At 48.9% G+C, this 13,437-nt stretch carries 10 protein-coding genes; 7 read left to right on the forward strand and 3 right to left on the reverse strand.

Annotated features, from left to right (window positions below; genetic code table 11):
- Positions 1-87 precede the first annotated feature (87 nt).
- The 3 genes from LGV68_RS05335 (at position 88) to LGV68_RS05345 (ending at position 5,369) form a co-directional block, all read left to right on the forward strand.
- Positions 88-660: an NADPH-dependent FMN reductase gene (locus LGV68_RS05335; protein WP_020327705.1), complete on the forward strand. Its 573-nt coding sequence runs from the start codon at positions 88-90 to the stop codon at positions 658-660.
- Positions 661-924: 264 nt separating this feature from the next.
- Positions 925-2,520 (forward strand): ABC-F family ATPase, encoded by a 1,596-nt coding sequence (locus LGV68_RS05340; RefSeq protein WP_020431592.1) that lies wholly within the window; start codon positions 925-927, stop codon positions 2,518-2,520.
- A 515-nt stretch (positions 2,521-3,035) separates the two neighbouring features.
- The gene (locus LGV68_RS05345; protein ID WP_252536361.1) at positions 3,036-5,369 is read left to right on the forward strand and encodes a YgiQ family radical SAM protein; all 2,334 of its coding nucleotides are present in this window, start codon (positions 3,036-3,038) and stop codon (positions 5,367-5,369) included.
- A gap of 140 nt (positions 5,370-5,509) precedes the next feature.
- Here the strand turns inward: LGV68_RS05345 and serC are convergent, their stop codons facing one another.
- Together serC and LGV68_RS05355 are read right to left on the reverse strand one after the other, a co-directional pair.
- The gene (gene serC / locus LGV68_RS05350; protein ID WP_252536362.1) at positions 5,510-6,604 is read right to left on the reverse strand and encodes a 3-phosphoserine/phosphohydroxythreonine transaminase; all 1,095 of its coding nucleotides are present in this window, start codon (positions 6,602-6,604) and stop codon (positions 5,510-5,512) included.
- Positions 6,605-6,723: 119 nt separating this feature from the next.
- Positions 6,724-7,995, reverse strand: coding sequence for a DUF945 family protein (locus tag LGV68_RS05355; RefSeq protein ID WP_222734384.1), 1,272 nt, complete (start codon positions 7,993-7,995; stop codon positions 6,724-6,726).
- Positions 7,996-8,224: 229 nt separating this feature from the next.
- On the opposite strand from LGV68_RS05355, the gene LGV68_RS05360 reads away from it, so the two are divergent.
- The 3 genes from LGV68_RS05360 to LGV68_RS05370 all read left to right on the forward strand — a co-directional run bounded on the left by LGV68_RS05360 (position 8,225) and on the right by LGV68_RS05370 (position 11,450).
- Positions 8,225-10,156: an ATP-binding protein gene (locus tag LGV68_RS05360; protein WP_024373560.1), complete on the forward strand. Its 1,932-nt coding sequence runs from the start codon at positions 8,225-8,227 to the stop codon at positions 10,154-10,156.
- A gap of 22 nt (positions 10,157-10,178) precedes the next feature.
- The gene (locus LGV68_RS05365; RefSeq protein ID WP_020327711.1) at positions 10,179-10,676 is read left to right on the forward strand and encodes a response regulator; all 498 of its coding nucleotides are present in this window, start codon (positions 10,179-10,181) and stop codon (positions 10,674-10,676) included.
- A gap of 225 nt (positions 10,677-10,901) precedes the next feature.
- Positions 10,902-11,450, forward strand: coding sequence for a hypothetical protein (locus LGV68_RS05370; RefSeq protein ID WP_020327712.1), 549 nt, complete (start codon positions 10,902-10,904; stop codon positions 11,448-11,450).
- Positions 11,451-11,544: 94 nt separating this feature from the next.
- Here LGV68_RS05370 and LGV68_RS05375 read toward each other — a convergent pair whose 3' ends face one another.
- Complete coding sequence (locus LGV68_RS05375) at positions 11,545-12,138, reverse strand: TfoX/Sxy family DNA transformation protein (RefSeq protein ID WP_024374700.1); 594 nt, start codon at positions 12,136-12,138, stop codon at positions 11,545-11,547.
- A 372-nt stretch (positions 12,139-12,510) separates the two neighbouring features.
- Here LGV68_RS05375 and LGV68_RS05380 point away from each other — a divergent pair, with 372 nt between their 5' ends.
- Complete coding sequence (locus tag LGV68_RS05380) at positions 12,511-13,431, forward strand: HDOD domain-containing protein (protein ID WP_020327714.1); 921 nt, start codon at positions 12,511-12,513, stop codon at positions 13,429-13,431.
- Positions 13,432-13,437 lie beyond the last annotated feature (6 nt).

Genomic DNA, 13,437 nt, shown 5'->3' on the forward strand with positions numbered 1-13,437 from the left:
AACAGCGGATTTTACAACGCGTTTTATTGACCTTTCCTTTGCCATTCCCAAAACAGCTTGTGGGCAAGGAAAAACCAGGAGCTTGATATGACCAAGTACAAAATCGGCTATTTCGTCGGGAGTTTGTCATCTACCTCCATCAACCGTAAGCTGGCTCATGCGCTGGCCAAACTCGCCCCACCGGAGTTAGAACTGGTGGAAATCCCCATCAAGGATCTACCGCTATACAGCCAAGATTACGACGCAGACTTTCCTGAGGTAGCAAAAGCGTTCAAACAGGCGATCGCCGATTGCGATGGCCTGCTGTTTGTTACGCCGGAGTTCAACCGCTCCATTCCCGGCGGGCTGAAAAATGCCATTGACTGGGCAAGCCGTCCCTGGGGGCAGAACTCGTTTGCCAGCAAGCCTTCCGGCGTTATCGGCACTTCACCCGGTGCTATCGGTACAGCGGTTGCGCAGAGCCAATTGCGCAGTGTGCTCTGTTTTTGTAATTCACCGCTGATGAATACCGTTGAAGCGTATCTGCAATATCACGATGGCATGATAGACGACGATAACAATGTCACCGCTGAGCGAACCAAAGCGTTTCTGGAAAACTACATGAAAGAGTTACACCAGTTTGTGATTCGCGTACTCACTGTGCTACCGCGGCAACGCTGATAACACAGGACGCAACGCAATAATCCAAGGCGCAGAATGCAGTAAATACCGGGCTTACAGGCCGATTCGCATCAAGTTGAACGATCATGGGTGATGTTAATCACAAAAACTGTTACTATCGCGCAGCTTTGAAAGTTGGCCTTGGCCAACTTTTTACTTATTTACTGTACCCAATCGACTTCGAAGCCTGCTCCTCTGCCACTTCAGCGCAGAGGCACTGTCACTTCAAGTCAGAACGGGTAGACCAACAACTTGGAATGCCTTGTGTTAACGACTGCAAACATCACCATGCAATTTGGCGATAAGCCATTGTTTGAAAACATCTCGATTAAATTTGGTAATGGCAACCGTTACGGCCTGATTGGTGCCAACGGTTGTGGTAAATCCACATTTATGAAAATTCTCAGCGGCGAGCTGGAGCCATCGGCAGGTTCTGTTTCGACCGATCCAAACGAGCGTATGGCTAAACTGGGTCAGGATCAGTTCGCGTTTGAAGAGTTCACGGTGGTGGACACAGTTATCATGGGTCACAAAGAGTTGTGGAAGGTCAAAGAAGAACGTGACCGCATTTACGCTCTGCCAGAAATGACCGACGAAGACGGCATGCGTGTTGGCGATCTGGAAACTGAATTCGCAGAAATGGACGGCTACTCCGCCGAAGCGCGCGCGGGTGAACTGCTGCTGGGCTTGGGTATTCCTGAAGCACAACATTTCAGCCTGATGAGCGAGCTCGCACCGGGTCTGAAACTGCGTGTGTTGCTGGCGCAGGTGCTGTTCGCAGAACCAGAAATCATGCTGCTCGACGAACCCACCAACAACCTGGACATGCACACTATCGCATGGCTGGAGCAAACGTTGCTGGCGCGTAACTGCACCATGATCATCATCTCGCACGACCGTCACTTCCTGAATACCGTATGTACGCACATGGCGGATCTGGATTACGGTGAACTGCGTCTGTTCCACGGTAACTACGACGAATACATGATCGCGGCTGAACAAGCGCGTGACCGTCTGCATGCCGACAACGCGAAGAAGAAAGCTCAAATTGCTGAGCTGCAAACCTTCGTAAGCCGATTCTCTGCGAACGCATCAAAAGCGAAACAGGCGACTTCTCGTCAGAAACAGCTGGATAAAATCCAACTGGAAGAAGTGAAACCGTCAAGCCGTCAGTCACCATTCATCCGTTTCGATCAGAAGAAAGAACTGTTCCGTAACGCGCTGGAAGTGGAAGGTTTAAAACAGGGTTACGGCGAGAACATTCTGATCAACAACGTCAACCTGATGGTTGAAGTGGGTGAACGCATCGCGATCATCGGTGAGAACGGTATCGGTAAATCCACCACGCTGAACACTCTGGCGGGTGTGATGGAACCGATGGCGGGCATGATCAAATGGTCTGAAAACAACAACATCGGTTTCTACGCTCAGGACCACGCACATGATTTCGCGGAAGACATGTCGTTGCTGGACTGGATGAGCCAGTGGAAAAACGAAGGCGAAGACGAGCAAACCGTACGCGGTATTCTGGGTCGTATGCTGTTCTCACAAAACGACATCAAGAAATCGGTCAAAGTGATTTCTGGTGGTGAGCAAGGTCGTATGCTGTTTGGTAAGCTGATCATGCAAAAACCAAACATCCTGCTGATGGACGAACCAACCAACCACATGGACATGGAATCGATCGAAGCACTGAACCTGGCTCTGGAAAACTACAAAGGCACGCTGCTGTTTGTTTCTCACGACCGTCAGTTCGTATCATCGATTGCGACTCGCATTATCGAAATCACCAAAGATGGTGTGAACGACTTCCACGGTACGTACGATGAGTACCTGGCGAAACAAGGCCTGATTGGCTAATTCGCCACCCGGTTTTAAGTCATAACGCTTGCTAAAAAGCCATCGCATTTGCGGTGGCTTTTTTATTGGCGCCATCGCCTTGAAAAGCAACTTCATCGTCCTATCACCCACAATGTAAAGTTTTTAGTTATCCGTCACAGAAATTGAGCGACTCTGCCGAGAACGTGATACACTCCACCGCTATTTTGTTTGGCTGCTTTTTTCACCTAGTATTACTGCAGGTATTAAGGCCGCACAGAGGCCTTAATACGCGATATTAGGCGCAATCTAAGCCGAACAAAGCGGAGCGGAAAACGGAGGTTGGACGCTCGTAATACGCGTAAATAACGCCAGCGGGAAGCGATGAGCGTGAGGCGAACCTGAGTGATGAAGATCAGGAAGACTCTAGCGCGCAAGAATGTCGGGCGTTGAGTGGAAGACCGCACAACAGAGGCCAGGCTTTTGCCCTGTGACCACATAATAATGGTCAGAACGCCACTCAGCCCCTTTAGTAAAGTGAGCAAGTTTTTAAACTTATGAATACACCAAAGATTAACGAATACAAGAAATACTGGGCCGAGTGTTTTGGCACTGCCCCATTCCTGCCGACATCGCGTAAAGAGATGCAGGCGCTGGGTTGGGACAGCTGTGACATCATCATCGTCACTGGCGATGCGTATGTCGATCATCCGAGCTTCGGTATGGCGATCATTGGCCGTTTGCTGGAATCGCAGGGTTTCCGCGTGGGCATCATTGCGCAGCCAGAATGGAGCAGCAAAGACGCCTTTACCACGCTGGGTAAACCAAACCTGTTCTTTGGCGTAACGGCCGGGAACATGGACTCGATGATCAACCGTTACACGGCGGACAAAAAGCTGCGTCACGATGATGCTTACACGCCAAACAATGAAGGCGGTAAACGTCCGGATCGTGCCACTCTGGTGTATTCACAACGTTGTCGCGAAGCGTACAAAGATGTGCCAATCGTTTTGGGTGGTATTGAAGCCAGCCTGCGACGCGTCGCGCATTACGACTACTGGTCAGATAAAGTTCGTCGCTCGGTCCTGTTTGATGCCAAAGCGGATATCCTGCTGTTTGGTAACGCAGAGCGTGCACTGGTCGAAGTCGCGCATCGCCTGGCCAATGGAGAAAACATCAGCGACATGACTAACGTGCGCGGCACTGCAGTCAACCTGCCTGCTGCTCCGGAAGGCTACACCATTATCGACTCTTCGCGTATTGATAAACCAAGCACGCCGTTCGTACCAACCAACCCGTATGAAGTGGAAACGCAGTGCGAGACCGGCAAAAAAGAAGAAGCCGAAGCCAAACCGATCACCATTCGCCCTTCTCGCCACGATGCCAAGACGACCGCCGTGCGTCTGCCTTCTTACGAGAAACTGCAAAACGACCGTATTCTTTACGCACACGCCAGCCGCGTGCTGCACCTGGAAACCAACCCATATTCTGGCCGCGCGCTGCTACAGAGCCATGGCAACCGTGAACTGTGGGTAAACCAGGCACCGATCCCACTCTCGACAGAAGAGATGGATTTCGTGTTCGACTTACCATACGCGCGTGTTCCGCACCCAATGTATGGCAAAGCGAAAATTCCGGCTTACGACATGATCAAGACATCGGTCAACATCATGCGCGGCTGCTTTGGTGGCTGTTCTTTCTGTTCGATCACCGAACACGAAGGCCGCATCATTCAGAACCGTTCGAAAGAGTCGATCATTAACGAACTGAAAGAGATTCGTGACAAGGTTCCGGGCTTTACCGGCACCATTTCGGATTTGGGTGGCCCTACGGCCAACATGTACCGCCTTGGCTGTTCGGATCCAAAAGCGGAAGCGAACTGTCGCCGTCCGTCGTGTGTGTTCCCGGGTATCTGTCACAAGCTCAATACCGATCATAAGCACACCATCGACCTGTATCGCGAAGCGCGTAAAGTCGACGGCATTAAGAAGATCATGATCGCTTCAGGCGTGCGTTACGATCTGGCGATTGAGTCTCCGGAATACATCAAAGAACTGGTCACGCACCACGTAGGTGGTTATCTGAAGATTGCACCGGAACATACCGAGAAATCGCCACTGGATCTGATGATGAAACCGGGCATGGGAACGTACGATCGCTTCAAAGAGCTGTTTGAAAAATACAGCGCAGAAGCGGGTAAGAAACAGTACCTGATCCCGTACTTCATCTCCGCGCACCCGGGCACAAAAGACGAAGACATGCTCAACCTGGCGCTGTGGCTGAAGAAGAACAACTACGAGTGTGACCAGGTACAAAACTTCTACCCTTCGCCAATGTGTAACGCGACGGCGATGTATCACTCAGAAGTGAACCCGCTGAAACGCGTGAAGTACAAAAAACGTGAAGATGTGGCGGTGCCAAAAGGTGAGCGTCAGCGTCGTCTGCACAAAGCACTGCTGCGCTACCACGATCCAGCCAACTGGCCACTGATCCGTGAAGCGCTGATCAACATGGGTAAAAAGCACCTGATCGGCGACAAACCAGGTTGTCTGGTTCCGTCGGAGGATGGTGAGAAACTGACACCGGCACAGCGTCGTAAATCAGGCCGTCACGGCTCTAACCGTTTTGCGACCAAGCATACGATGTTACAACCGGGCTTTGATGCACTGCGTGGCGACAAACCAGTCGGTCAGCGTCAGGGCAACAGCAAACCAGGCGGTCAGTCGAAGCCGGGAGCTAACGGCAGACCTGCGGGCAATCAGGCAAAGTCAGGCCAGAACGGTAAACCGAGTGGCAATGGCCGCCCCAATACCAGTGCGGTTCAGGGTCAAAACCGTTCCCGTCCGGCCGGAAAAGGTAAAGCGCAGGGTCGCAGCAGCCAACGAGTCTGATAACCATGTAGAAACCGCCAGCAATGGCGGTTTTTTTATCGCTGTGCTCAAGGCCCCTGAGCAACGGAAACAAAAAAAGCCCAGTGTGACCACTGAGCTTTTTAAAATGTGCGTTCAAGCTTGCAAGCAAGCTCTGGCAATTACGCGTACTGAGCTTCGAACTCTTTCATGAAATCAACCAACGCCTGAACGCCTTCCAGCGGCATTGCGTTGTAGATAGAAGCACGCATACCACCCACGACGCGGTGACCTTTCAGAGAAGTCAGTCCACGCGCTTCAGCCAGTTCCAGGAAAGTACCATCCAGTTCTGGTTTTGCCAGCTGGAACGGAACGTTCATCAGTGAACGGTTGTTAGAGTGAATTTCGTTACGGTAGAAGTCTGAAGAATCGATGTAACCGTACAGCAGCGCCGCTTTTTCACGGTTGATCTTTTCAATCGCTTTAACACCGCCCTGCTCTTTCAGCCATTTGAACACCAGGCCAGACAGATACCAAGCAAACGTTGGTGGCGTGTTGAACATCGAATCCTGTTCCGCCAGCAGTTTGTAGTTCAGAATGCTGGGTAGAACGTCATTGGCTAAGCCCAACAGATCATCACGCACGATCGCAATACAGATACCTGCAGGGCCGATGTTTTTCTGAGCACCCGCGTAAATCACGCCGTATTTCGATACGTCGATTTCGCGCGAAAGAATGGTAGAAGACATGTCAGCAACGATCGGTTTGTCAGTCACAGGCAGGTCGTTAATTTCGATACCGTCGATAGTTTCGTTTGGACAGAAGTGAACGTAAGCGGAGTCCGCGTCAATTTCCCATTCGCTGGCAGGCAGGACAGCCGTTTTGCCGTCTTTTTCGATTTTCGCGTCAAATACCGCCGGTTTGCAGTATTTTTTCGCTTCTTTCACTGCACTTGCCGCCCAGTAACCTGCGTCGATGTAGGTCGCCTGAGTTTTGTCACCCAGTAGGTTCAGTGGAACCGCCGCAAATTGTGCACGCGCACCGCCTTGGCAGAACAGCACTTTGTAGTTATCTGGAATGTTGAGAAGATCGCGTAAATCCTGTTCCGCTTCTTCAGCAACTTGAATGAAAGGTTTGCTACGGTGACTGATTTCCATCACTGAAACGCCCAGATCGTTCCAGTTAACAAATTCAGCCTGTGCTTTTTGCATCACTGCTTTTGGCAACGCTGCTGGACCAGCACTAAAGTTAAAAACAGTGTCCGTATTCGGCTCCATGTGTTCCTTGCTCCTGCTATCGAAAATTAGTGTGATTAATACCACTTTTTTATCAGGATAAAAAGCGAGAAAAGAGGTCTTAAGACCTCTTTTCTTTAATAACCGATTAAATCAGCAGATTAGTAACCTTGTTGCATCATTAACGGTACCAGCAATGCCACCAGCGGGACCTGTTGACCATTGGCAAAAACGAGATTTCCGTCTTTCACATCCGCTTTTAACTGGTAACCTTTTTCGTTCTGAGTCGCCATTTCCATCATGACCAGTTCGTCAACACCTTGTTGAACAAACGGATAGTCAGCCGCTAGCTGAGTTGAGACAAAAGTGTCCAGATTGCCAGTCAACGCCGATAAAATCACGCTCGGGTCCTGCAGCACGTCTTTAGTGCCTTCTGGAATGGCAAACGACCAGTTAGAGTCGAATTCACCCTCACCCACTTTCAGCGCCATTTTGTTCATGCTGACTTTGAAACCTTTTGCGAACAGGGTGTCCACGTAAGGCAGCGCTTCAGAAATCGCCTGTTGGGACATATCAGGATTCTCCTGATAGATGTCGGAAAGTTTGGCAAACGACTGGCTGTCGACATCACCCAAAGTGAAATCGATTTGCACGTCGTTAACTTTGCCACTTTCATTCACCAACTCACCGATCTTGATAATATGTTGGCTGCTAAAACGCTGTTTCGACTCATCCAATGTTGAGGTGAATTCGTACGATGCCTGTTTCGCACTGAATGGCGATTCACCTGCCGTATCTTGAGTATTCAGTTGCTCCATGGTCATTTTTTGCTGACCAATCCAGAAACCGTTTTGTTGTATGCCCTGACCTTCGCCCACCAAATTGTTCATCTGCACTTTTTCACCCGTCGGGAAATCCATATCAATGGATGGAATCGACGCAGAGTAAGTCAGTTCGCCCAGCGTCGTCGCCGTGCCCTTAAACACCATCGGTGTTACAGACAGCGTGAATGGATTCTCGCCGTTGTTGGCATAGTGCCAGGTTTCCGTTTGTGCTGTGTACTCCGTGTTGCCGTTTAAGCGGGTGGTACTGTTGATCACCATGGGGAAATCCGGGTAATCCGGGAACGTTGAGACCGCAGTCAGGCTCAGCAGACCATGATGCACTTCGCTGTTCATCACAACTTCGGTCGGTATACCTTCCGCTTCCATTTGGAGCTTAATGGCCGGATCTACGATGGAATAACGGGTTTGGACCGTTGAAGTCAGGTAGCCACGATCGTAACTGACCACTTCCGCTTTAACCTTATCGTTGTCGATGTGATTCACACCATCTGTGATCACGTTCTGACCGATTTGACCGACAGCCAAAGGCCAGCAAAGTGCCAATGATATTGCGCCACCAACTGCACCGATTCGTTTAATAGTTTTCATAATAAAAGGATTTCCTGATTGTTTGGCTCAGTCTACCGTAGTTATTTCAATGAGCTCAAGTGACACGAGTATAAATGCGTAATGTCAGGTATTAATGAGAAAAGACTGAGTTAAATCAGAGTATTGATACCTACTTAGTCAAAGTTTAGTGTCTTCAAACCTAGCTCCCAATTCCATCTGGCAAAGCTTGTTACAGTATCGATGCCGACCCGTAACCGACGAGACTGCCGTGAATCGATACGCTTTGCTCTGTTTAGACAACAATCCCATCAGCGTGGAACAATGGCGCCACGAGCTGAGTGCGTTTGCCGCCAAGTTTGACCTGCATACTGCGGATTCTGTAGAAGATGCTCAGCAGGCTTTAGAATTTCTCGAAGAGCAAGGTCAGACCGTGGCTCTGGTCGTCGCCAGTCATCATGAAGCGTTTAACGGCGCAGACTTCTTAATTCACCTCGATAAGCTGCCGCACACACGCAATGCGCGCAAAGTGCTGATCAGTTGCGGACAGGACATTCAGGCGATTCTGAATGCCGTCAACGAAGGTCGTCTCGATTATTGTCTGACTAAACCTTTGCAAGACAACGTGCTGCGCAAAACCGTGCAACAGGAGCTGACTACTTACATTCTGGAACAGGATAAAGACAACATCCTGAGTTACAGTACCCTGCTCGATCAACAGCGCATTTTGCGTGCTCATATCGATAACAAGATGCGCTCTTTCCGCGAAGGCTTTATCACGGATTACCATCGTCTGTCCGACGCCGAACTGGCCGAACAAGTCATTGGCGCCTTGTACCAATTTTTTGAAAAAGAGGATGAGACCCGAGCGTGTCGTACCTATTCTGCGGAACATCTGCTGACTAAGGAAGGCGAAGAGAACCGCTTTTTATGGTTTATCACTGAAGGTGAAGTTGCGCTGTATAAAAAAGATGATCTCGGCCAGCAACGTGAAGTGGTTCGGCATAAAAAAGGTAATATCGTCGGAGGCATGTCGTTTGTCACAGGTGAGCCTTCGTTCTCAACCGCCATTACTCTGACCAAGACCGAAGTGATTAAACTCGATCGTGATGTTTTTGCCAAGGTGATGCACTCCGACAGCAGTTTATTACCCCTGTTCACTAACTTGCTGTTACGTCACTTCAACCGCCGCCTACAACGCAGTATCAACACCAAACTCCAGTTGCAAAAAACGCTTGAATCGCTCGAACTGGCGCATCAACAGCTGATCGAACGTGAGAAGATGGCGATGCTTGGCCAGTTGGTCGCAGGCGTAGCTCATGAACTCAATAACCCGGTCGCCGCCATCCTACGCGGCACAGAAACCTTAAGTCGTAACATCGAATCGATTGTCGACGGCTGCAACGTGGCCCATTCTCGCGACTCACAAGGCGCCGCGCTGCTGCGTAATGCTTTACAGGTAAAACCACTGTCGACGTCCGAAGAGCGCGCTCGCGCTAAACAATTGGAAGAGAAAACACACCACCGTTTACTGGCCAAAAAGCTGGTAAAACTTGGCCTCGAAAACGATCAGACGCTGATCGATCTTGCAAGAAGCCATCCCGATGACGCATTAGTACAGGTAGATAAGCTGGAATGTTACCATCTTGCCGGCAGCAATTTACGCTCCATCAACGTATGCGCGCAGCGCATTGCCGACATGGTGAAAAGCCTCAAAGGCTATGCCCGCCCGGATGACGAAACTTTTCATCAGGTCGATATTCATGAAGGGATTGAAGACACTCTGGTCATCTTCGAAAACCGGCTCAAGATGCACAGTGTTGAAAAAGAGTACGCCGATATTCCGCCGCTTCGCTGTCTGCCAATTGCGCTGCAACAGGTGTGGACCAATTTAATTTCTAACGCCATCGATGCGTTCCCTGAACGCGGCATACTTCACATTCGCACACGAATGGAGGAGAAAAATGATCAAACCTATGCTGTCATAAGCTTCACCGATAATGGCTGTGGCATACCGGATGAGCTCAAAAATCAGGTTTTTGCCCTCAACTACACCACCAAGCGGGAAGGCAACTTCGGACTGGGCATTGGTTTGTCAGTTTGCCAGCAGATAGTGCTGCAACATCAGGGGTGGATTGACGTCGACAGTGAGCTTGGCCATTACACCACCATGAGCGTTTGGTTACCGCTCTCACCTCGCTAAATCATGCGATAAGGAAAATGACATGAATAAGTACATGATTTTATGTGTCGATGATGAAAGAGAAGTGCTCGATAGCGTGGTTCAGGATCTCGATTGTTTTGAAGAACACTTCGTGATTGAGGCTGCGGAATCTGTAGCAGAAGCCAAAGAAGTCATTGAAGATTATCGCCAGCAGGACATTCCTCTGGCGCTGATTTTGTGTGACCACATCATGCCAGAACAAACGGGGATCAGTTTTCTGATTGAATTAAACGACGACGAAGATACCGCCAAAACACGCAAAATTCTGTTGACGGGTCAAGCCGGTCTGGAGGATACCGTCGAAGCCATCAATCATGCCAGCCTGCATTTTTACGTGGCTAAGCCGTGGCATGGCGACCAGTTGCGCCAAACGATCAAAGACCAGCTCACGCAGTACATTATCGACAACGAAGCGGAACTGATGCCGTGGATTCAGGTACTCGACGCCGAAAAGATCCTCAATGCGATTTCTGCCAAACGAATCAGTTTCGGTGAATAAGCAAACGCAGAGGAAATCACAAAGAGTTCATATATTTGGCATCTTAATTGCTTAATATTTACTTAGACGACAAAACAATGACATTTTTTGGTGGAGCCAGACTGCACCTATGAATTATGATGTCGACACTTTTGAAGCCTGGTTATCTTTCAAGGCTTTACGTCCTAGCGGATATTCCGCTTTCGACCATGGAATTAATCATAAAGATATAGGTTTATCGTGACTATGCGTAAAACAATCATTGCAACAGCACTTCTTCTTGCTTCAGCACAATCAATGGCTGAAGTTGACCGTAACAGCCCATCCGTGATGAGCAACTTCAGCTACGACTACATTGAAGCGCGCATCGGTGCAAGCCCTGTGACCTATGGTGCTGCAGTCAGTAAATCTATTCACCCTAACGCTCACGTGATTGCACGTGTTGACTCTGAGTTTGAGAGCGACTACGACGCGGCGGCGGGTTTTGGTTTCCACGCGCCGGTTAACAACTGGGCAGACTTTACAGGTGAAATGCTATTCCACCTGCAAGATAAGAAAAACAATGGCAGCGCAGATACTGGTATGGAACTGAATCTGGGTGTGCGCCAGTGGTTAGGTCCACAGCTGGAAGTTGGCGGTAAAGCGGGTTACGTTTCGATCGACAACGACGACAACTGGATCGGCTCAGTTTACGCACGTTTCCACTCAACTGAACTGTTCTCTTTGGGTGCCGAAGCCCGCATCAACGATACCTACGGCGACCAACTGATGTTTACTGCTCGTTTCAAATACTAAGCAGAGAAACGAACACAAAAAAACCGAGGTCATAGCCTCGGTTTTTTATTGAGCTCTGTACTTCCTTGTCTCAGCGCTCTTTGTCACATACTTTTTAACGACCGTGACAGATATCGAGCAATTGGCGCTTACGCGGCTCTTGCAGCAATTTCCAGTGAATACCTTCAATCGCTCCGGCAAACTTCCACAATAACTTCACATCCAGATCGCTGCCATAAATGCGGCGAACTTTGTTAAACACATCCGGCGCACCCAGACGCATGAATGTTTCCACATCGTCAACGCCCGCTTTCTTTACCATTCGTTCCAGCGTCAACTGCATATTCGGTAAATCCCTCAAACGACGGTTCGCCTGGGATTTCTGAAAAGAGCGCTGCTCGATAGAATACAGTATTGAACGTTCAATAATGGAGTCCAATTCAGAGTGGTTCTGTTCAAATAACTGCGTAATATCGTAGTAATTAACGGTGGCCGTTGTCTGCTTCTTCACATGACGGTACTTATCACAGCCAAGATTCGTCAAAACTTCATCGAGATCTTCGCCGCCGCGAATGAAAATGCAATCTTCTGTCAGCAGCGCATACATCGCGTCTTGCTGGAACAACCCAATACCACCAAACATAGAACGTTTTTGGTAGGTACCAAACTTAATTACATAATCGAAAAATCTATGCTCAAACATATCCATTGATCCTTTAATCACATTCCCCGATTAAGACAGATCACCAGATAGCAGCAAATTTTTAGCGAATAAAATGAATAGGTTAATTAGTAAGCTTTTTATATGTACTACACGCTTACCTATATGTTTCATATATCATAGTTAACGAAACGAAATAAGTCCGGACTTAATTCACATCAACGTATCGAATATTTGTCTAGAATGAGAGAAGTGTCACAAGGCCATCATCTTTGTTGGCTTTTCGAACAGAATAAGCACGCAAAATGTCTCACAGATCATCGAAATGTAAAGAAATTGCCGCTTTCTTCCGGTTTATAGTTGCTTCTATTAATTAGCGATCGGTAGAATGAACAGGACTAAAACTAACAATGATAAACAATGAATCACTTAGCTTTTTATTGGCTTCCGGAAAACCGACACAAACTCATTGAAGGGCTAGAAAGTGAGTTTGCCCAGTTGGTTAAATCCTCCATCAGTACCGGCAAGATTTCTCTGCCGCCGATTCCTGATGTCGTGCTGAAAATTCAGAAACTGTGTACCCAAGAGTCAACTGGCGTCTCCGATGTCGCTGACTGCCTAACTGATGATCCCGGCCTGGCGGCCATTGTTATTCGCGTCGCGAACTCCGTGGTGTTTAACCGCCGTAATATTACCTGTACCGATCTGCTCACTGCCGTGTCTCGTCTAGGCATCGTTCGTGTACGTGACATTGTCACAGCACAAGCCATCGAACAACTCAAGCACTCAATCAATCTGAGCAAAGAGTGCAACAAGATCTTGGTCAACAGTGCTTCTGTCTCACGCGAGTTGGGAGCGACCATGGTGTTAGTCGCTCAGTCGTTCAAAAAGCTTGAACCCGATAACTACCTTCACCTTGAGCAGGACAAAGCTCTGTTGGTTGGCCTGCTGGCTGACATCGGTTTGTTCTGTCTGGTCAATGAATATTATCTCTACCTCGAAAACGGCAACTACCTCGATCAAGACATCGCGTTGCAAATCTTCCAGTCCAGCTGTTCCAGCACCAGTAAACTGGTCCTCAAACATTGGGGATTTGACGAAGATTTCCTTGAAGTGGCTTGTAACGAAGAATTAGTAGAACATTGCCAGGAAGTCAGCTACCTTGATGTGGCACGGATTGCACATCATCTACTTATGTTTAGAAAACAAGACGATGCGATAGAAGAGCACGACGTTGAAATCAACGCGGCCGGCGCAGAAGTCCTCTACAATCTCAGCAATCTCAGTGATGTGGAATTCAAAACCCAACTCAGTGCAGTAATTAACGCCAGCGGTTTCTAAATCACT

It is taken from the genome of Vibrio sp. LQ2 (assembly GCF_023920125.1).
Taxonomy (GTDB): Bacteria; Pseudomonadota; Gammaproteobacteria; order Enterobacterales; family Vibrionaceae; genus Vibrio; species Vibrio fluvialis.